This is a genomic window from Mycobacterium sp. 1245499.0 (assembly GCF_001673615.1).
GTDB classification, from domain to species: domain Bacteria; phylum Actinomycetota; class Actinomycetes; order Mycobacteriales; family Mycobacteriaceae; genus Mycobacterium; species Mycobacterium europaeum_A.
Window position 1 is genome coordinate 23864 of the sequence record NZ_LZMG01000156.1, and the last position, 19573, is coordinate 43436.

Genomic DNA, 19573 nt, shown 5'->3' on the forward strand with positions numbered 1-19573 from the left:
TCGCGGTTTACTCGCCAGAACCCCGGCGCTCTGTCGCCAGCCTGGTTCGTAGAGTCTTCGGCCGGATATCGGGCCAGTTCTGTTCGATGTAATCCAGGCACGCAGTGCGATCCGCTTCGCCGTAAACCATCTGCCAGCCGGCCGGAATGTCGGCGAATGCCGGCCACAGGCTGTGTTGCTCTTCGTCATTGATCAGCACGAGAAAGCTGCCATTGTCGTCATCGAACGGATTGATACTCACTAGTCCTCCAAGTTCTCGAATTGCGCACTTGCTGGTCCCGACCGGGAGCTCGGGGGCTTGACCGAGCAACGGTCTACACATGATCGGGAGCGTATGGGTTTGAATCATGTTGTAAGGCTTATCAAGCCGGGTAGCGTAGTAACTGCACACACATAGAGTGGTCAGCGCACGCCAACGCAGCAGCTTGCGTAGTGGCAGACAAATGTTCACCAAAGATGCACGTGTCAGCGTGGAATTTATTCTGCAACAGCGTTTTCCGTCGCGGCTGCGGGTCTGGGCTGTCAGCAAACACCCGGTACCGATTAGATGGCCACAGAGGATTACCCGACGCCGACTAGACAGCCGTGCGCCGGGTCCGACATGCGCGGATACAGCCACCCCCACCCGGGGGCCGGGTCGAGACCTGTGTCGAGCGCTCCCTAGCTAGGCTGATGTACGCATTGAAACTGCCATCGCGCCGATACCGGCGGGTGATGCCGTCACGCGCTGAAGACGATATCGGTTCTGTTCTCCGTCGGGACACTCTGGCAATCAACAGATTTCGGTGTCAAAGACCCGAGAAAAGTCGAGAGAGGCGGAATTTCGTCGGCGGCGCATTCGACGCTGATCACCGACGGCCCGTCGACCTCTAGCGCTGAATGCATGGCGGCGCTCAAGCTGTCGACGTCATCGACATCGACCGATGGAAGGTCCGGAAACATCGCGGCGAGACCGGCCCCCAGCCGACTCGTTGTGAAGGTGTTGTAACTATGCCGATTCCCGTAGAACAACTTTTCGCTCATCGCGCACATGGCGTGGGCGTTGTTGTTGAACAAGACGAACGTCACCGGTAGCCCGTACTGCACAGCGGTATGCACCTCCATGCCGTGTGTGAAGAAGGCACCGTCCCCGGCTATCACCACGACGCGCTCGTGCCGCGGCCCGAATCTTCTACGGCCGAAGGCCATTCCGATCCCGGCGCCAAAGCTGTAGCCCATGCCGGGGGCGACGGCGAACCGGCCCCCGCGGCGAACCGGCAGATAATGGACGGCCGCCGCGCCGCTATTGCCGACGTCGACGACAACATCGACCCCGTCGGGCAACACGCGGTCGAGCATGCTCATCGCGTCGCGATAGCGCACCCCGGGACCGTCGAAGTTCGGCGGATTCAACTCGCTGCTCGACACCGCGTCGGGAACTCGAATTCCGGTCGGCCGCTCGCGCCCGGTCAGCGCGCTCGTCAGCATATGCAGCGATGCCTGCAGATCGTCGGTGTGGACGTGGGTGCATGCGACGTATGGCGGTACCGATCCGATTGAGAGGGTGGGCACCGCGGCCAGCGCATCGTCCAAACCTGCGCGCGCTGTCACAGGCAACCGCGTGCCCACCACCAGGCACAACGCGCTGCCGGCCACCGCTTTCGCCACACCCGGGTGGCCCATGACACCGGTGACGCCAAGCGCCGAAGACAACCCAAAACCCGGTGTGCCGGCGGCATCCTTGGCGTGAGGCACGCACGCCACCCGGGCGCGGAGCACCGCCCGCAACGACGCCAGTTCGGCTCGCGCATCGTCACGGACCACCTGTTCACCGGCGATGATTGTCACCGGCCCCCTCACCCGGCGCAGCATTTCCACGATCAGACGCGGATCACCGATGTCCCGTGGACTATCAATTCCGCGGCCGGGCATGAAGCCGTGGATGCACACGTCAGCTTGCTGAACGTCTTTGGGCAGCAACAACACCGCAGGGCCGCCCGCTCGCGCCGCCGCCACGGCGGCGGGCAGCGCCGAGGCGATGTCCGCGGGGGCCCGCACCCGTCGGCAGAACACCGACACCTCGGAGAACAGCGCCTCGGCATTCAGTGAACCGTTGCGGCCGCTCGTGTCCTGAAAGCTGCCGCAACCATCCATCGCGGTGGCCGGCTGACCCACCAACGCCAACAGCGGCACGCGGTTGGTCGACGATTCCTCGAGGCAGGCGACAAGGTTCAGCGCGCCCACGCCGGAGGCCGCCACCACGCCCAAGCCACCGCCGCTGCGCCTATATCCGTCGGCCATCGCCGCGGCCGAGAATTCGTGTTTGGCCAACACCGCGCCGACGTCCGAGTGTGAGAATGCGGCGTCGTACAGGTCTTCGATGTTGCCGCCGTCGACGCCGAATATGTAGTCGACTCCGATTGACGCGAGATACCCGACGATGTGGTCGACCACCCGGTGGCTGTGAGACATGATTTCAACCTCTTAGAAACGGCGTAGGTGTGTTGCGTGCTCGCCCCAGCCCGATGGAGGAAGTTACAAGTGGGTGTGCGTCCGGGCTGCAGGCCCGCGCTCGCGGAGATGAGAGCCGCGCGCGTGCACCATGCGGCAGTGAGCAGCATCGGTACGGTTGCGGCAACCCCGCCGCGGACCCCAACATCCGTCCGGTGTAACGACTTTCGCGGGTTTTGTGACATCCTGTAGCAATCGACAACCACAGGAGTCCAACCGGCCATGCCCGCCACGCATGATGTCATGTGCGCGAGCTTATGTTTGCTCGAACAACCCACACGAACCGATTCAATCGACTCAAGTGGTACGCGCGCACAGATCGAGTGGTACCCCGGCAGGTAGTGCGCGACGGCTCGGTCGCGGCCGGCTTGACCGGTGGTCACAGAGTGCTCGGACCGTCGCCCGCCAGCGGAAAGATGGATTGCCTGCGCCGAACCCACCGCGTGCGGCGCCCGCGCTATCGGCTTGCGCGGGAGACTCTTTCGGATTGTGAACGATGCGGGCCGGTGCCGGAGGCCTGCGCGAACTACACAGCAGCCGCGGGGCTGGCTACCGGTGGCCCGATCCGAACCTCCGAATGGCATGTCGGTCAAGACGCGTCTCGGCTCATGAGGCGGATGAGCTCGTCGCGATTGTTGATGCCCAGTTTGGTGAATAGACGGTACAAGTGTCCCTCGACCGTTCGTACCGAGATCACCAGCCGGTCGGCGATCTGCCGGTTGGACAGCCCGGCCGCGACCAGCAGCACGATCTGACGCTCACGGCCGCTGAAGGGCAGGGGACGCGCCGCGGCCTCGAGGGCGGGGGTACGCAGCCCGCATTGGCTGGCCAAAGCATGCGCCCACGTCGACGACTCGACCTCCCTGCGACGGTCACCCGCGCGGGCGTACTCGCCGGCGGCCTGAGCCGATGCGTCGGCGGCAAACGCCAAACCGCCGAGGTCAGCGAACCGATGTGCCGCGGCATCGAGCAGATCGCCGTCGTGTTGCGCCAGTCCGCGGGCATGGTCGGCGACCGCCCGCGCCGAGGGCGTGTTCAGCGTCTCGACGAGCTCCGCCACGCGCGCGGCCTGCGAACGGTCGCCGAAGCGCACCGCGGCATGGCGTGCCCGAATCTCCGCCACGTGCATCCCGGCCTCTCGTGCGATTTCGGCTGCTTGCAGCGCGTGCGTCTGGGCGGCCGCTGGGTCGCCGGCGGCCGCCCGTTCCCAGGCCCGGGCGAGCTCGAGCTCGGGCAAGAACACCGCGACATGCGGGCCGTAGGCCTTCTCCGCACGCCGTAACGCCGCTGCGGCCGCCGCGCTCTCGCCGCGCGCCCCTTCCGCCTGCGCGTGCAGGGCGGCCACCACCAGCAACCAGGGCGACGGAAAACCTTGGGACAGTTCGGAGATCGAGCGGTCGAGGGTGGCGCAGGCTGTCGGTAGCTCACCGCGCGTGACCTGTAGGAGCCCCAACATGGCGTCGACCATGGCCTCGGCCGCCGGGATGCCGATCGCCATCGCGGCATAGCGCTTGTAGATCCGCTCGGCCGCGGGATAGTCGCCGGAGGCGGTCGCGACCATGACCTCGGCCACCCCGATGGCGAACCGTTGTGATCCCGCCTTGCAGAGCGCCGCCGCCCGTAGGCCCGCCTCGGCTATTCGGCCGACTTCAGAGAATCGTCCGACGGCCATCAAGGCGCCACATGTCGCGATGGCCGCCCACACGGTCGCCATCGGTATGACATCGGACTCGCATAGTCCCGGCCCCAGTTCGAGCGTCGTCGCAACGTCACCGCAGAAGAACCCGATGGAAACCTCCAAGGCATTGATCAGATGGATGCCCCCCTCGGACGCAACGCGCTGTTTCACATCGCTCAGTACGCGCCGCGCTGTTTCCGCGTCACCGCACCCCCATGCCAAGTTGGCGGCCCGCAGACACGCCCACCGCGCGATCATCCACTCGTCACCATCGATGTCGACGTCGAGCAGGATGGCTTCGGCTTCCTCGCCGCGCCCTTGCCAACTCACCGCCTCGGCAAGCACCAACGCGGCCGGCAGGCCACCACCACGATCGACCGCGAACCTCGCCAGCTCCTCGCCCAGCGCCACGTTCGACATCGCCAGCGCGTCGGCGGCCGCCTTGACGGCCACATCCAGGTCGGGCTCGAGGTCGCTGCGCATCATGAACCTGGCCAACTGGATCCGGCCCCGTAGGTCGGGCAATTGCGAGCGCCGCCCCGTTGTCCGCAGGTGCCTTCGAAGAGTTTTGGCCAGTAGACCGTTGATTTGCCGCGAGCGCACCATCCCGGCGCGCCGGATCGCAGCTTCGCCGAGCATGGGGTGATTCAGTTGCGCCAGGGTGTGGGATCCGTCGGCGACCAACTGGATCAGACCACGGCGCTCCAGGTTCGCCATCGCGTCGGCATCGCAGATTTCGCGCAGGATCTCCAACTCCAGCAACTCGGCGGTGGCCAGAATCTCCACCACCTCCAGCTCCGCCGGACTCAGCGATTGCAGTCGAAACTCCAACGCGTCGTGCAGCTCCCGGTCGGCGCGCAACGGGCCCCGGAGTTGCCAACCCTCCTCGGTGTGAACCAGCGCACCGCTCTCCCGCCCGGCGGCCAGAAAACCACGCAGCAGCAGTAGATTTCCCGAGCTGCGTTCGAACAACTCGTCGACCAGTCCGGGCTCGACCGGACCCCCCAACACCGCGCCCGCCAATAGGGCGGTCTGCTCGCGGGTGAACGGATCGATGTGCACCGTCAGCAATATGCGTTCTTTCAGCAACGCGGTCACCGCATCCGAGACCGGTTCGCCGGACCGGATCGTCACGATCAACCGCGCACTGCGGCCGGCCGCCAGCTGATTGACCAGGGTGGCCGACAACGGATCGAGCAGCTGCGCGTCGTCGACCACCACCACCAAGTTCTTGTCCTGGCCCAAGGTGTTGTGCGCAGCGGCCAGCATGATCGCCGGTTCATGTCCCACTCCGAGACTCACCACGCGAGAAAAGGCGCCCAGCGGCAGAGCGCAACCAGTTTGCGTGCCCAGCGCGAATCGCACCGTGCGGCCGGCCGACTCGAGCGTCTTCGCCAGCATGCGAGCCAGCGTCGACTTGCCCACTCCGCTGTCGCCGACCAAGGCCACTCCGTTGAAGTCCCCGTTGCTGAGCGCCGCCAGTGACCGCCGAAACTCGGCGTCGCGGCCCACGATGGGCCACGTCGATTCATTCGCCCGGTGCGTCAAAATTTCCCCACTCCCGCCGACGCCGGCGACAAGCGCTCGTCGACTACCGCGAGCCAGCGCCGTTCTCGTCTGCCCGACAAGACGGCCCGAGCTCGCCGTTCGCTACATGAAGGCCGAACTCGCTGCCGCCAGATAAAGCCTGAAAGCGTCAAGCGGCGCCGAGGTCCCGCCCACGCGGCCCGATGCGAGTCGGCCCTCGACTGTGAGCGGCTCCCGTGGCAAAACCGTCACCGCGGGTCCGGACGGGTCAACATCGTGGTCAACGATCGCGACTTTGCGCTTCCGAATGCCTCTCATGGGCGGGAGCGTATGGCCCCTCAAGCAGGCATCATTGGAATCCACAGCTAAGTCGAGTGGTGAGCGCGCAGAGATAGAGTGGCGGGACGCCGAACTTCATAGGGTACCTATGAAGAGTCAGCCCGTCCGGGGGTGGTCGTGGCTCCCGTAGCCCAGGGACTCGTCGTCACGAAGTGACAACTCCCCTCGTTTGGGCGGCTCCTGCCGGGTAAGGCAGATGAGTTGGTCGCGATTGTTGATGCCGAGCTTGGTGAAGATCCGGTACAGGTGTCCTTCCACCGTGCGTACCGAGATGACCAGCCGGTCGGCGATCTGCCGGTTGGACAGCCCGGCGGCGACCAGCATGACGATCTGGCGTTCACGGCCGCTGAACGGCAGCGGGCGAGCCGACGCGTCGACCGACGGGGTGCGCAAACCGCATTGGCTGGCCAGCGCGTGTGCGCGGGTGGACGAATCGAATCCCTTCGCGCGGTCGCCCCGGCGGGTGTGTTCGGCGGCGGCCTGGGCCGATGCGTCGGCGGCGAGAGCCAACGCGCCGAGGTCGGCGAACCGGTGTGCCGCGGCATCGAGCAAATTGCCGTCGTGCCGTGCCAGCCCGCGGGCATGATCGGCGACCGCCCCGGCCAACGGCGTGTCCAGTATGCGCGCCAGCTGCTCCAGCCGCGCCACCTGCGAACGATCGCCGAACCGCACGGCGGCATGGCGCGCCTGCATTTCGACCGCGTGCATCCCGGCCACTCGCGCGTTTTGCGCCGCGCGCAACGCATGCGTCTGGGCGGCCGTGGTGTCACCGGCGGACACCCGCTCCCAGGCCCGGGCAAGCTCGAGTTCGGGCAAGAACACCGCGATATGCGGTCCGTAGGCTTTCTCCGCGCGGCGCAGCGCCGCCGCTGCCGCGGCACTGTCGCCCCGCGCACCCTCGGCCTGGGCATGGCGGGCGGCGACCAGTGCCAACCACGGCGACGGAAAACCCTCGGTGAACACCGCCCCCGATTTGACGAACGCGGCGCACGCCGACGCGAGCTCGCCGCGCGCGAGATGCACGAGTCCCAGCATCGCGTCCACCATGGCCTCGGCTTCCGGAAGGCCGGTGGCCATCGCGGCGTAACGCTTGTAGCTGCGTTCGGCCATGCGATCGTTGCCGGTGGCGGTCGCGGCGATGACCTCCGTCATCCCGATGTTGAACTGATGCGGCCCCAGTCCGCACAGTGCGGCCGCGCGCAGCCCGACGTCGGCGACGCGGCTTACCTCCGACGGTCGACCGGCCACGGCCAGGGCACCGCAGGTGGGGAAAGCAGCCCACACCGTCGCGATCGGTAATAGATCGGATTCGCAGAGCGCCGGCCCAAGTGCGATGGTCGTCTCGACGTCGCCGCGGAAGTAGCCCATCGACAACTCCAGCGCGTCGATCAGCTGCACACCCGCCTCGGCCGCCACCCGCTTCTTCACGTCATCGAGCGCCCGGGTGGCGGCTTCGACGTCGGCGCAGCCCCAGTACAGGTTGGCAGCGCGCAGACAGCCCCACCGCGCTATCAGCCATTCGTCGCCGCCGTCGGGTTCGGCATCGACGAGCACGGTATCGGCCTCCTCGCCGCGGCCCTGCCAACTCACCGCCTCGGCAAGCACCAACGCGGCGGGCAGACCGCCGCCCCGATCGACAGCGAACCTCGCCAGCTCCTCGCCCAGCACCACATTCGACATCGACAACGCGTCCACCGCGGCCGCGGTGACGACCTCGAGGTCGGGCTCCATGTCGCTGCGCATCATGAACTGCGCCAGTCGGATTCGGCCCTGTAACCCGGGCAACTTCAGCACGCCGTCCCCGGCCCGCTCGTGCTTTTGCAGGGCCCGCACCAATTTGCCGTTGACCTGCCGCGAGCGCACCATTCCGGCGTGCCGGGTAGCCGCTTCACCGAGCATGGGTTGGTTCAACTGCGCCACCGCGTGCGACCCGTCGGCGACCAACTGGATCAGACCACGGCGCTCCAGGCTCGCCACCGCCTCCGGATCGCAGATATCCCGCAGCACCTCCCACTTCAGCCGTTCGGCGGTGGCCAGGATCTCGACCACCTCCAACTCGTCCGGACTCAGTGATTGCAGCCGGAACTCCAACACATCGTGCAGTTCGCGATCGGCGCGCAGCGGTCCCCGAAGTCGCCAGCCCTCTTCCGTGCGAACCAGCGCCCCAGTCTCTTGCCCTGCCGCGAGAAAACCGCGCAGTAGCAACGGATTTCCCGCGCTGCGCTCGAACAACTCGTCGACCAACTGGAAATCGACCGGACCGCCCAGAACCGCGCGGGCCAATAGGGCCGTCTGCTCGCGGGTGAACGGATCGACGTGAACGGTCAACAAGATGCGTTCCTTGAGCAGCGCGGTCACCGCATCCGAGACCGGTTCGCCGGACCGGATCGTCACGATCAACCGTGCGCTGCGACCGGCCGCCAGCTGATTGACCAAGGTGGCCGACAACGGATCGAGCAGCTGCGCGTCGTCGACCACCACCACCAAGTTCTTCTCTTGAGCCAGCGTCTTGTGCGCTGCGGCCAGCATGACGGCCGGTTCGTGGGTAACCCCGAGGCTGACCGAGCGCGAAAACGCGCCCAGCGGCACCGCGTAGCCCGTTTGGGTCCCGAGCGCGAACCGCACTGTCCGGCCTGCCGATTCGACCGTCTTGGCCAGCATGCGCGCCAGCGTCGACTTGCCCACCCCGCTGTCACCGACCAACGCCACCCCGTGGACATCCCCGCTACTCAGGGCCGCCAGCGATCGCCGCAACTCCACATCTCGCCCCACAATGGGCCACGTCGACCCGACTTCCCCCGACACTTGTAAACCCTAATTTTTAGCGAGCGAGCACAGACACCTTGGCGTTTGGCAAAGCCAGGAAGGTAGCCAGTGGGCAGCGTTCCAAATTCCAGATGGGCCGGCGACCGGCCCAATCGGTAACGGCCACATGACGCTCCTGTGGCCGACGATGATCACGACGCAGCGGCCGACGGGGGTGACCGTCTATCGACAGTCGCGCGGGCTCGCTCGTCATGTGCACCGGACTCATCCCTTCTGCAGTCCAGTAAGTATTGAAAATGCTACCCCGATTTGCACCTAACAGCAAATTATTCCGACCCGCTGCGATTCGACGCATGTGTAAATTAATACCCAGGTTATACAGGTGTTTCATAGGTACGCACGTCGGATCCCAGGTAAGTTCATAGCAAACATCACTACACTGCACGGCTCGCCGCCGGCCGGCAATGGCGCCGGTGCGCAGAACAAATCTTTGGCTTCAAATCGTGGCGTTGGCTAACACCAACAGCGGGCGTCGTCGCAGGTGAGGATTCACCTACAAGTGGCGCTTCTGCATCTGGATAGGGCCGTGTTACCCGATGGCGACAATGGCCATCAAACCGGAATTCGAGTTTGCTGTGCTGGGCGGCGATCTCCCGCCCTCGTGGTGAATTGCGCGGCGCATTGTTTCGCCGACAAAAAAGGCCTGTTAAGGCAGGATGGCCACGGCGAGACATCCCGGGCCGCCCCGCGCGAAGCCGGACCCGGCGCTCTGGCGTCCGCCCCTCGTCGTTCACCAGCAAAGCCGCGCCCGGACGCGCAGCGCGCGGCATGTCGATCGCCCTATCGGAAGGAAAAGGCGCCGCGCCGCACCGTACACCACAGTACACGCCGGAAATTCAACCGTACGCTGAAGAAAATGTAAACCCGCGCGCCGCCCCCTGTGCATAACGAGGTGAAGCGCTTCACCATCCACAGACACCGAGGTCACAGCCGCGCACCGGAGCGTCTTCGCGAGTAGTGTTTCGCGGCCGTCGAGAAGGGCCTACCTGTAACATGAGTACACACCGCGAGAGATCTGATGAAACGAGAGTGCATTGGCAGCCGATGGCGCCCCAGCCAAAGGGTCCGACGACGGCGTGTTGGCAGCCCGCCTGAACAAGCTGTTCGAACTCATGCGCAAGGCGGGCACGCCTCCGCTGTCCAACGCCGCGGCCGCCGCGGCGATCACCGATAAAACCGGCGTCCCGATCAGCCCGGCTTACCTCTGGCAACTCAGAAGCGGCATAAAGACGAACCCCACTGTCGCGCACCTGAGGGCGATCGCCGACTTTTTCGGCGTGCCGCCGTCATACCTGATCGATCGCGGCACCGACCCGGCGATCGACGCGCAACTGAATCTTCTGCAGGCACTGCGCGATAACGGCGTGCGCGACCTGGCGGCTCGCGCCTCGGGGCTCACCCCCCAGGCCCTCAACAGCCTGGCGGCGATCGTCGACCACCTCCGCGAGCTTGAACGGCTGCCCCCGATTTCCTCCCAGAGAGATGACCAACCCGATGGCGGCCTCGAACGCTGAGATACTCGCGCTGACGCGCGAGCTGCCGATCCCGGTGCCCTGGGACCGGAACGTCTTCATCGAGAACCTGGGCCAGCTGCGCGGTCGGCCGATCAGGCTGGTCCCGACGGACACCGCGGCGCTGGCGGACAGCCCCTGCGGAATCTGGCTGGCCTGCGACGACGAAGACCTGATCCTGCACGAGGCCGGCACCACCGACTACCACATCGACCAGATCGTGGGCCACGAGATCGGACACATCTTGCTGGGCCACGGCCGAAGTGGCGGTCACAGCTTCGAAGAGGCACCGGAATACAAGGTGTGCCGGCAAGCCTTGCCCGACATCGATCCCGCCACGGTGCGCGCGATATTGGGACGCGGCGACTACGCCAGTGATCAGGAGCGCGACGCCGAGATGTTCGCTTCCCTGTTGCTGATCGCCGCCGCGGAGGCCGCCGAACGTCGCTCGATGATGCGCAGCGCCTTCTTTCGTCGCCAATGACGTCCACCATCCCGGGTATCGTCGCGTGGCCCGTGATCGCGATCATGGCGATGCTTCTCGCCGCCCGGTTCCGGTGGTGCAGGGCCAACCTGTACCAGACCTACTTCAACAACGTGATGGCCTGGCTGCTGCTGGCGCAGCTGTTGCGCGAGCGCCGCGTGCAAGCGGTGTTGTCGAAGAGCGCCCTCATGAACGTGACAACCGCCCAACAATTGTCCTGCGTTGCAATGATTTTGGCGTGCGGTGAATTCATCGGTTTCACCATGCTGTGGAACCGGATCTCACCGGAGGCAACGCGTCGCAGTCACCGCTATTACCGCCTGGCCGCGATCGCGCTGTCCGCGGCCTTCCTGGCCACGGGCACGCGTGCTCGCGTGGCAGGCCAGCCGTTCGAGGTGTCCGGCGGCTGGGATGCGGTGTTGGCGTTGAGCCTGTACCTGACCATCATCGTCATCTTGGTGGCGCGGTTGCTGTGGATGTTCGGCTCGGAGTTGCTAAGGGCCACCGACACCCGCGAATTGCTGCTCGCGGCCGCCGGGGTGCTCGCGGTTGTCCTGACGGTCGCGGCCTGCCTGGAGGCGCTGGTGCTGGCGGTGAGCGACCAGCTCGGCTGGAGCAATACCGTGGCATTCCGGGTGCGGGTGCACGGATTCGAATTTTTGTGGATGGCCGTCATCGTCTATCTCTTCGGCGCGGTTCCGCTCGCCGTGCGCCTGCATTCCTACCTCGGACTCGACCGCGTCAGCCGCACCTGGAGAGGTCTGCAGCCGCTGCGGCTCAGCATGACAGCCGTGGTCCCGGAAAGCAGTTTCAACCTCGAACACGACGACCTCGAACACGACGACCGGCGGTTTCGAAAGTCGACGCTGCAGCTGCACCAGACGGTCATCGAAATCCGCGATGCGATCCTGCAGCTGCGCCACTATGTCCGTGCCACCGCTCCAGACGAGCTGGCCCGATTCTTCCAGACATACTCCGTGCCGGCCGACGAACGCGATTCGGCGACAAACGCTTTCGAGCTGGCGCACGCCGCCAAGGCCAAGGCCGCGGGAGACCGACCCGAGACACCCGACCAAGCCGTGGTGGTCAATTCCCGGTCGACGAGCCTCTACGAGGAAGCGGCCGATCTGTCGGCACTGGCGAAATGGTGGCCGGCGGCCTTGGCGGCGACCGAACAGGTCATTCCCGAGGGACCCAAGACGGGAAGCGGCCTGCCGGCGTGACCGAGCGCATGCTCTCGCTAGACCGCCACGCCCAATAGCGCATCGATCGCCGTCGCCACCCGCCTGGGCGCCTCGGCGTCGTGGCCACCGTATTCCAGCGCGTCGCTGACCCAACCATCAAGGGCGGCAAGGGCTTTGGGCGTGTTGAGGTCGTCGGCTAGATATTGGCGCACCCGCGCGATCACGTCGCTGGCGTCCGGCCCGACGGCCAGCCCCGTAGCGCTACGCCAGCGGTGCAGCCGGGCGACGGCGTCGTCGAGCACCTGGTCGCTCCAATACCGGTCCCCGCGGTAGTGCCCGGCGAGCAGCCCCAAGCGGATGGCCGCAGGCTCGACACCCTGCGCGCGCAGCGCAGACACCAAGACCAGGTTGCCCCGGCTCTTGGACATCTTGTGCCCGTCCCAGCCGATCATCCCGGCGTGTACGTAGTGGCGGGCGAATCTCCGCTCGCCACGCACACATTCGGCGTGCGCGGCGGTGAATTCGTGATGCGGGAAGATCAGGTCGCTGCCCCCGCCCTGAATGTCCAGGCCGCTGCCGATGCGGCTGAGCGCGATCGCCGCGCACTCGACGTGCCAGCCGGGACGGCCCGGACCGAACGGCGAGTGCCAGCTGGGCTCCCCCGGCCGCTCGGCCCGCCACAGCAGCGCGTCGAGCTGGTCTGTTTTGCCGGGCCGTTGCGGGTCGCCGCCGCGCTCGGCGAACAGCCGCAGCATGGTGTCGCGGTCATAGCCGGATTCGTAGCCGAACTGCATCGTGGCGTCGGCGCGGTAGTAGATGTCCGGGTATTCGCCGTCCACGACGTAGGCCGCTGCGGACGCCAGCATCTTCTCGACGAGTTCGACGACCTCGGCGATGGCCTCGGTCGCCCCGACGTATTCGCGGGGGGCCAGGATGCGCAGCGCCGCCATGTCTTCGCGGAACAGCGACACCTCACGCGCGGCCAGCTCGCGCCAGTCGATGCCGTCGCGCTCGGCGCGCTCCAGCAGCGGATCGTCGACGTCGGTGACGTTCTGCACGTAGTGGACGTCGTGCCCGAGATCGAGCCACTGCCGATGGATCAGGTCGAACGCCAGATAGGTTGCCGCGTGGCCCAGATGTGTCGCGTCGTACGGGGTGATGCCGCAGACATACATCGTGGCGGTCGAGCCGGCCGCCACGGGACGCACTTGCCGGTCGGACGTGTCATACAGCCGAAGCTCCGGGCCGCGCCCCGCCAACACGGGGACCTCTGGGGAAGACCACGACTGCATGGCAATCAGCCTAAGCGCGCCGACGATGCGGCCCGCGCGGCGGGCCGGGAAGGCGGCGCGCGACGAAAAACACGCGATGAAAGGAGCCGCTCTGGCATCCCTGCGGCACCAGGAAGGGCAGCTTCATCGAAAACATGGTGCGGATGCTCTCGGCGAAAGACTTGCGGCGCGGGCTCGGCCGCTGACGGCCTAACGGCCTACGTGCCGCGGATGGCGCTCAACAGGATGGGCGCCAGCTCGGCGCGACACATCACGAAGTCGGGCAGGTACGGGTCGAGCTGGTTGTAGCGCATCGGCGATCCGTCGAGCCGCGACGCGTGCATGCCGGCGGCCATCAGCACCCCGGCCGGGGCCGCCGAATCCCACTCCCACTGGCCGCCCGCGTGCACGTAGGCGTCGACGTGCCCGTCGATGATGGCCATCGCCTTGGCACCGGCCGAACCGATCGCGACGGGCTGAATGGGCAACGTCTGGCGCATCCGGTGCAGGACCGCGGGGGGCCGGGTGGCGCTGACGGCGATGCGGATGGTGTCGCTGACGCCGACGCGCGCGGCGTCGGCGGTCACGGTGTCGCTGCGGTAGACGATGTTGCCGCGGGCCGGCAACGACACCGCCGCGTCGGTGATTTCGCGCTGGCCGTTACTGGGGCGCTGCCACAGCGCGATGTGTACCGCCCAGTCGTCGCGGCCCGGCGTGGAGAACTCCCGGGTGCCGTCCAGTGGGTCGATGATCCACACGCGGTCATGGTTGAGGCGGGACAGGTCGTCGTAGGCCTCCTCGCTCAGCACCCCGTCGTCGGGCCGCTCCGCGTGCAGCCGCCGCAGGATCAAGGCGTTCGCCAGGCTGTCACCGGCATCACCCAGCGCCCAGGGATACCCGAAGCCGACTTCGTCGCGGACCTTCAGCAGCAACTCCCCGGCTTCGGCGGCGAGATCGGCGGCCAGCGCGGCATCGGTTATCTCGTCGGCGGTTATCTCGTCGGCGGGGCTCACCGCTTCAGTATCACCGACGGCGTACCGCGGCCTTCACCGATGGCTGCGCCGCGCTTGCGATCACCGCTAGAAAGCCGGCCAGGGAATGGGGCGATGCCGGTTCGGCCCGGGCATCACCGGACGGTCCAGCAGCGCGTGGGCGCGTCTGCGCAGCGCTGCGACTTCGGCCCGGGTGATGTGCTCGGCCAGTTCGTCACCGAACTGATCCTCGAGCGCGTCCGCCAGGCCGGCCACGGCTTCCAAGGTGTGATCGTCGATCGGCTTGCCGGCCCATCCCCACAGCACCGTGCGCAGCTTGTCCTCGACGTGCAGGCACACGCCGTGGTCGACCCCGAAGATGTGGCCGTCGAGGTCGCGCAGCACATGGCCGCCCTTGCGGTCGGCGTTGTTGACCAGCACATCGAACACCGCCATCCGCCACAGGCGAATGTCGTCGGCGTGCATCAGGACGACCTCGTCGCCCGCATAATCGAGGGCGCGCAGCACCGGCAGGTAACCGGGCTGCTTGCTGCCGGCGGGAAACAGGTCGACCAGGTCCGGCCCCGGCCGCGGCTCGGTGTCCACCGCGTCGCCGGGTTGCTGCACCCATTGCTGCAGCATGCCCGGGCCCGCCGGTCCGTGCCGAATGATGGTGTAGGGCACGATATTCCAGCCGAGCTTCGCCGACACCAGATACGCCGCCCGTTCGCGGCCGGCCAGCGTCCCGTCGGGAAAATCCCACAGCGGCGCCTCCCCCGCGACGGGTTTGTAGACGCAGTGCACGCTGGACTCGCCAAGCGTCGATTCGCAGAGAAAGGTGCCGTTGCTGGCCGAGCGGATCCGTCCGATGACCGTCAGCTCGCCGTCGCGCAACACCTCACGGTCGTCAGACCTCGGGGTCATCGTCAGGCCCGAGCAGCGCACTGCGCCGATATCCGTTGGCGCGCGCGCAGATATGGCCCTCCGGGTCCAGTGGTTCGTCGCACAGCGGACACGGCGGCCGTCCCGCGGAGATGACGCGATTGGAGCGGGTGGCGAACTGGCGCGCCGACTCCGGCGTCAAGAACACCCGGACCGCGTCGGGACCCTCCTCGGTGTCGTCGAGCACCACCGACGCGTCGAACTCGGCGTCGGTGACCGCCAGCAGCTCGACCACCACCGTCTGGGCCTCCGAATCCCAGCCCAGGCCCATGGTTCCGACCCGGAACTCGGCGTCGACGGGGGTGACCAACGGATCGAGGTCCTCGATCTCGGCGGGCTCGGGGGGAACCGGCGTGCCGAACCGGCGGTTCACCTCCAGCAGCAGCGCACCGATGCGCTCGGAGAGCACCGCCACCTGCTGTTTCTCCAATATCACCGACACCACTCGGGCGTCGTGCACAGCCTGGATGTAAAACGTGCGATTTCCGGGCTGGCCAACGGTCCCGGCCACGAAGCGGTCGGGTGTGCGGAAAACATGAATTGCGCGGGCCATGGCACTTCCCAAAATACCGGCAGTTGCCGTCGCCGTGCGATCCGATGGACCCACCCGCCGAATTAATCCGCGGAACCGCCGACCACCGCGTCGCTGGACGGCACTCCCGCACCCGGCCGCTGTGCTTCTCCGTTGGATTTGGGGTCGGTGTCGGGCGTCGTGTCGTGCTTCGAGCCTTCCTTAGCCTCTTCCTTCGCCGGAGGGCCGGCGCGCAAGGATGCCGCCAGCCGCGCACCGGTGTGGTTGACATGCAACACAAACGGACGCAGCTCGGTGTACCGGATCACACTCACCGACGCCGGGTCGGCGGTGACGCGTTGGAAGCCGTCCAGGTGGATGCCGTACGCGTCGGCGATGACGGCCTTGATGACATCACCGTGAGTGCAAGCGACCCACAGCACGTCGCCGCCGCTGTCTGCACCGGCTTCGGCGGCCAGGCGGCGGTCGTGCTCACGCACGGCGGCCACCGCCCGGGCCTGCACCTGCGCCAGGCCCTCGCCGCCGGGGAACACCGCCGCGCTGGGGTGAGCCTGCACGACCTTCCACAGCGGCTCGCTGACCAGGTCGCCGATCTTGCGGCCCGTCCATTCGCCGTAGTCCACCTCGGCAAGCCGGTCGTCGACGAGCGGCGTCAGGCACAGCGCGTCGGCCAACGGCTCGAGGGTGCGCCGGCAGCGCAGCAGCGGCGAGCTGACCAGCGCCCGGATCGGCAGCTCGCCGATCCGATCGATGAGCCCCTCGGCCTGTTCACGGCCCTTGTCATCGAGGTCGACGCCCTCGGAGCGACCGGCGAGAACGCCCGCCGTGTTCGAACTCGAGCGGCCGTGCCGTAAGAGGATGACGGTCATATCGACCACGACGGTACCCGCTGGCCGGGTCACCGCTAGCGCGAAACGGGCACCGCATGCGCGATGGAGTCGCGCACCGCAGCGCTCAGGCTGCGCTCGTCGGTCAGGTCGATGTCGACCACGTCGCGGACCGCCGTGGCGACCACCTCATCGGCCTGCGGCACGGGCCCCGCCAGCCGCGGCCGGTAAACCTCGACGACCAGGGATCGGTTCTCGATGTGGAACGAAAAGCTCCGTCCATCACCGACTTGTCCGTATCCGCTTGCGGCAATGCCTGTCGACATGTCCTCGACAGCAAACTCTTTCTGCGTCAAATGACGGTCAGCGGTGACGGCCATGAGCTGACCATACCTCGCCGGTAGGGTCGAATGCAGGCGGCATGGCCCGGTGGAGGCGAAAGCGTTTCATAGAATCTGTGTTCCGCGTGCTTCTCGCCGCCAGACCACAAGGGAAATGAATTGCTGCCACTACCGTCGCGCCGGAAACGGGCAGTTCGGGGCGGTTTGACGAGTCTCGCGGTTTTGCTGCTAGCGATAGCCGGATGTTCGTCCACTTCGCTCGGTGGCGCTCCGCACACCATCGAACCGGCACGCGCCGCCGTGTCGCCGCCCGCGTCACAGCAGCCCACCGGCGCCGTGCGGCCGCTGCCCGGTCACGCCGCGGCGGCGGTCTTCGACGACGGCACGCATCAGCTGGTGGTCCTGACCCCGGGGGCCGACGCGGCCTCCCCCGCCAGCGTCACCGTCTTCGGTGACGCGCAGGTCACGCCCCGTGTCGTCGAGTTGCCGGGACCGGCCACCGCCTTGGCCGACGACGGCCACGGAACCGCCTACCTCGCCGCCCGCGGCGGCTACTTCACGGTCGAGCTGTCCACCGGCCGGGCGACTCAGGTGACCGTCGCCGACGCTTCCCAGACCGATTTCACCGCGGTGGCCCAGCGCGCCGACGGCAAGCTGGTGCTGGGCAGCGCCGACGGCGCCGTCTACACCCTTGCCTCCCCGACGCCGGGCGCGGCCACCAGCGCGACCGTCGCCAACCGCAACAAGATCTTTGCGCGCGTCGATGCCCTTGCCACACAAGGCAATACGACGGTGGTGCTGGACCGCGGCCAGACGTCGGTGACCACGATGGGCGCCGACGGTCATGCCGAGCAGGCGCTGCGCGCGGGCCGGGGCGCCACCACCATGGCCGCCGATCCGGCGGGCCGGGTGCTGGTCGCCGACACCCGCGGTGGCCAGCTGCTGGTGTACGGCGTGGACCCGTTGATTCTGCGGCAGGCCTACCCGGTTGCGCAGGCGCCGTACGGCCTGGCCGGCTCCCGCGCGTTAGCCTGGGTTTCGCAGACCGTTTCCAATATCGTCATTGGTTACGATCTGTCCACCGGAATTCCCGTCGAAAAGGTGCGTTACCCGACCGTGCAGCAACCGAACTCGCTGGCCATCGACGAAGCGTCAGGCACCCTGTACGTGGTGTCGGGTTCCGGTGCGGGAGTTCAGGTCATCGAGCACGCGGCGGGTACGCGTTGACCGCGGCGCGGCGCAGCCGCCTGCCCGCGGGATGGGACACCGAGATGTCCGACGAATACGAATGGGCGCCGCTGCGTCTGCCGCCGGACGTGACCCGGGTCAGTGCGTCCACCCGATTGTCCATCGAGGCCGAATACCGCGGCTGGGAGTTGACCAGGGTGCGGCTTTACACCGACGGTAGCAGACGAGTGTTGTTGCGCCGCAAGAAGTCTCGCATCGAGGGCGCGGCTTCCGAGGGGCGACGGCCCGACCAGCCGGAACTGTGACAGCCGCCCGGCCACGCGAGGGCGGACACCGGATGTACGGCGTGGCGCGACGGCTGCTTTTCGTGATCCCGCCCGAGCGGATTCACACGCTGGTGTTCGCCTTGCTGCGTGGTGTCACCTCGGTCGGCTGGACACGGCGGTTGCTGCACCGGCTGCTGGCCCCGACGGATCCGGCACTGGCGAGCACGGTGTTCGGGGTGCGCTTCGCCGGGCCACTGGGACTGGCCGCCGGCTTCGACAAGGACGGCCTGGGGCTGCTCACGTGGGGGGCGCTCGGATTCGGGCACGCGGAGGTCGGGACGGTCACGGCCCGCCCACAGCCGGGCAACCCGGCCCCCCGGATGTTTCGGCTGCCGGCCGACCGGGCCCTGCTCAATCGGATGGGCTTCAACAACCTCGGTGCCGGCGCGCTGGCGATGCGCCTCGCGCGGCAGCGGCCCGAGGTGCCGATCGGGGTCAACATCGGCAAGACGAAGCTGACGCCGGCCGCCGCGGCCGTCGACGATTACCGGGCGAGCGCCCGGCTGGTCGGCCCCCTGGCGTCCTACCTGGTGGTCAACGTCAGCTCGCCGAACACCCCCGGGCTGCGTGATCTACAGGCCGTCGACACGCTGCGGCCCATCCTTTCGGCGGTGCTCGCCGAGACGTCCAAACCGGTGCTGGTGAAGATCGCGCCGGACCTTTCCGATGCCGACGTGGACGAAATCGCCGACCTGGCAATGGAACTGGGCCTGGCCGGCATCGTTGCCACCAACACCACGGTGTCACGGCAGGGTCTGCGGACGCCCGGGGTCGACGAGCTGGGTCCGGGTGGCATCTCCGGGCCGCCGGTGGCACGCCGCGCGGTCGAGGTGCTGCGCCGGCTTTACGGCCGGGTCGGTGACCGCCTGGTGCTGATCAGTGTGGGGGGCATCGAGACAGCGGACGACGCCTGGGAGCGGATCACCGCGGGCGCATCGCTGCTGCAGGGTTACACCGGCTTCATCTACGGAGGAGGCTTGTGGGCCAAGCAGATTCACGATGGCATCGCGCAGCGGCTACGCGACGGCGGCTTCGCGTCGCTCAGCGATGCCGTCGGCTCGGCGGCCCACCCGCCGGATTGAGTCGGGCCGCGCGGTCGAGCAGAAGCTCATCGGCCCAGCAATTGCATTTTCATC

General features: G+C 67.2%; 16 protein-coding genes. 6 read left to right on the forward strand and 10 right to left on the reverse strand.

What is annotated here, in order from left to right:
- Nucleotides 1–7: 7 nt before the first annotated feature.
- The 4 genes from A5646_RS08155 to A5646_RS08170 form a co-directional block, all read right to left on the reverse strand.
- On the reverse strand, nucleotides 8–241 hold the full coding sequence (locus A5646_RS08155; protein ID WP_066867433.1) for an MbtH family protein: 234 nt from the start codon (nucleotides 239–241) through the stop codon (nucleotides 8–10).
- A 479-nt stretch (nucleotides 242–720) separates the two neighbouring features.
- Nucleotides 721–2451: a thiamine pyrophosphate-binding protein gene (locus A5646_RS08160; RefSeq protein ID WP_067021142.1), complete on the reverse strand. Its 1731-nt coding sequence runs from the start codon at nucleotides 2449–2451 to the stop codon at nucleotides 721–723.
- A gap of 628 nt (nucleotides 2452–3079) precedes the next feature.
- The gene (locus A5646_RS08165; protein ID WP_066867429.1) at nucleotides 3080–5680 is read right to left on the reverse strand and encodes a LuxR family transcriptional regulator; all 2601 of its coding nucleotides are present in this window, start codon (nucleotides 5678–5680) and stop codon (nucleotides 3080–3082) included.
- A 450-nt stretch (nucleotides 5681–6130) separates the two neighbouring features.
- On the reverse strand, nucleotides 6131–8806 hold the full coding sequence (locus A5646_RS08170) for a LuxR family transcriptional regulator (RefSeq protein ID WP_231998268.1): 2676 nt from the start codon (nucleotides 8804–8806) through the stop codon (nucleotides 6131–6133).
- A 1166-nt stretch (nucleotides 8807–9972) separates the two neighbouring features.
- Here A5646_RS08170 and A5646_RS08175 point away from each other — a divergent pair.
- Genes A5646_RS08175 through A5646_RS08185 form a run of 3 tightly spaced genes read left to right on the forward strand, consistent with a single transcriptional unit; the run spans nucleotide 9973 to nucleotide 12078 of the window.
- Nucleotides 9973–10374 carry a helix-turn-helix domain-containing protein gene (locus tag A5646_RS08175; protein WP_231998269.1) on the forward strand — a complete coding sequence of 134 codons (402 nt, stop codon included), beginning with the start codon at nucleotides 9973–9975 and terminating at the stop codon, nucleotides 10372–10374.
- Nucleotides 10355–10855, forward strand: coding sequence for a hypothetical protein (locus tag A5646_RS08180; protein WP_066876002.1), 501 nt, complete (start codon nucleotides 10355–10357; stop codon nucleotides 10853–10855). Before A5646_RS08175 ends, A5646_RS08180 begins: the two co-directional genes overlap by 20 nt.
- Nucleotides 10852–12078 (forward strand): DUF6545 domain-containing protein, encoded by a 1227-nt coding sequence (locus tag A5646_RS08185; RefSeq protein ID WP_067021146.1) that lies wholly within the window; start codon nucleotides 10852–10854, stop codon nucleotides 12076–12078. The genes A5646_RS08180 and A5646_RS08185 overlap by 4 nt, the downstream gene beginning before the upstream one ends.
- Before the next feature lie 17 nt (nucleotides 12079–12095).
- Here the strand turns inward: A5646_RS08185 and mshC are convergent, their stop codons facing one another.
- The 6 genes from mshC to A5646_RS08215 all read right to left on the reverse strand — a co-directional run bounded on the left by mshC (nucleotide 12096) and on the right by A5646_RS08215 (nucleotide 16962).
- On the reverse strand, nucleotides 12096–13331 hold the full coding sequence (gene mshC / locus A5646_RS08190; RefSeq protein WP_067021150.1) for a cysteine--1-D-myo-inosityl 2-amino-2-deoxy-alpha-D-glucopyranoside ligase: 1236 nt from the start codon (nucleotides 13329–13331) through the stop codon (nucleotides 12096–12098).
- A 197-nt stretch (nucleotides 13332–13528) separates the two neighbouring features.
- Nucleotides 13529–14323, reverse strand: coding sequence for a 3'(2'),5'-bisphosphate nucleotidase CysQ (locus tag A5646_RS08195; protein WP_067021153.1), 795 nt, complete (start codon nucleotides 14321–14323; stop codon nucleotides 13529–13531).
- Between the two features lie 66 nt (nucleotides 14324–14389).
- Nucleotides 14390–15205, reverse strand: coding sequence for an SCO1664 family protein (locus tag A5646_RS08200; RefSeq protein ID WP_066875956.1), 816 nt, complete (start codon nucleotides 15203–15205; stop codon nucleotides 14390–14392).
- On the reverse strand, nucleotides 15189–15776 hold the full coding sequence (locus tag A5646_RS08205; protein WP_007770786.1) for a DUF3090 domain-containing protein: 588 nt from the start codon (nucleotides 15774–15776) through the stop codon (nucleotides 15189–15191). Before A5646_RS08205 ends, A5646_RS08200 begins: the two co-directional genes overlap by 17 nt.
- 62 nt (nucleotides 15777–15838) lie before the next feature.
- Nucleotides 15839–16624 (reverse strand): histidine phosphatase family protein, encoded by a 786-nt coding sequence (locus A5646_RS08210; RefSeq protein ID WP_066875958.1) that lies wholly within the window; start codon nucleotides 16622–16624, stop codon nucleotides 15839–15841.
- 35 nt (nucleotides 16625–16659) lie between these two features.
- The gene (locus A5646_RS08215; RefSeq protein ID WP_066873465.1) at nucleotides 16660–16962 is read right to left on the reverse strand and encodes a hypothetical protein; all 303 of its coding nucleotides are present in this window, start codon (nucleotides 16960–16962) and stop codon (nucleotides 16660–16662) included.
- A 165-nt stretch (nucleotides 16963–17127) separates the two neighbouring features.
- Between A5646_RS08215 and A5646_RS08220 the strand changes: the two genes are divergently transcribed.
- Genes A5646_RS08220 through A5646_RS08230 form a run of 3 tightly spaced genes read left to right on the forward strand, consistent with a single transcriptional unit; the run spans nucleotide 17128 to nucleotide 19519 of the window.
- Nucleotides 17128–18150: a YncE family protein gene (locus tag A5646_RS08220; protein WP_067021157.1), complete on the forward strand. Its 1023-nt coding sequence runs from the start codon at nucleotides 17128–17130 to the stop codon at nucleotides 18148–18150.
- Nucleotides 18147–18416, forward strand: coding sequence for a DUF5703 family protein (locus A5646_RS08225; protein WP_066873471.1), 270 nt, complete (start codon nucleotides 18147–18149; stop codon nucleotides 18414–18416). The genes A5646_RS08220 and A5646_RS08225 overlap by 4 nt, the downstream gene beginning before the upstream one ends.
- A gap of 32 nt (nucleotides 18417–18448) precedes the next feature.
- Nucleotides 18449–19519, forward strand: a complete 1071-nt coding sequence (locus A5646_RS08230) for a quinone-dependent dihydroorotate dehydrogenase (RefSeq protein WP_067021160.1) — start codon at nucleotides 18449–18451, stop codon at nucleotides 19517–19519.
- Nucleotides 19520–19573 lie beyond the last annotated feature (54 nt).

Bases quoted from the DNA above. Each gene is read 5' to 3' on its own strand.
- mshC (WP_067021150.1), bottom strand. From the start codon at position 13,331: ATGCAGTCGTGGTCTTCCCCAGAGGTCCCCGTGTTGGCGGGGCGCGGC.
- A5646_RS08175 (WP_231998269.1), top strand. From the start codon at position 9,973: ATGCGCAAGGCGGGCACGCCTCCGCTGTCCAACGCCGCGGCCGCCGCG.
- A5646_RS08215 (WP_066873465.1), bottom strand. From the start codon at position 16,962: ATGGCCGTCACCGCTGACCGTCATTTGACGCAGAAAGAGTTTGCTGTC.
- A5646_RS08230 (WP_067021160.1), top strand. From the start codon at position 18,449: ATGTACGGCGTGGCGCGACGGCTGCTTTTCGTGATCCCGCCCGAGCGG.
- A5646_RS08205 (WP_007770786.1), bottom strand. From the start codon at position 15,776: ATGGCCCGCGCAATTCATGTTTTCCGCACACCCGACCGCTTCGTGGCC.
- A5646_RS08185 (WP_067021146.1), top strand. From the start codon at position 10,852: ATGACGTCCACCATCCCGGGTATCGTCGCGTGGCCCGTGATCGCGATC.
- A5646_RS08180 (WP_066876002.1), top strand. From the start codon at position 10,355: ATGGCGGCCTCGAACGCTGAGATACTCGCGCTGACGCGCGAGCTGCCG.
- A5646_RS08210 (WP_066875958.1), bottom strand. From the start codon at position 16,624: ATGACCGTCATCCTCTTACGGCACGGCCGCTCGAGTTCGAACACGGCG.
- A5646_RS08200 (WP_066875956.1), bottom strand. From the start codon at position 15,205: ATGACCCCGAGGTCTGACGACCGTGAGGTGTTGCGCGACGGCGAGCTG.
- A5646_RS08160 (WP_067021142.1), bottom strand. From the start codon at position 2,451: ATGTCTCACAGCCACCGGGTGGTCGACCACATCGTCGGGTATCTCGCG.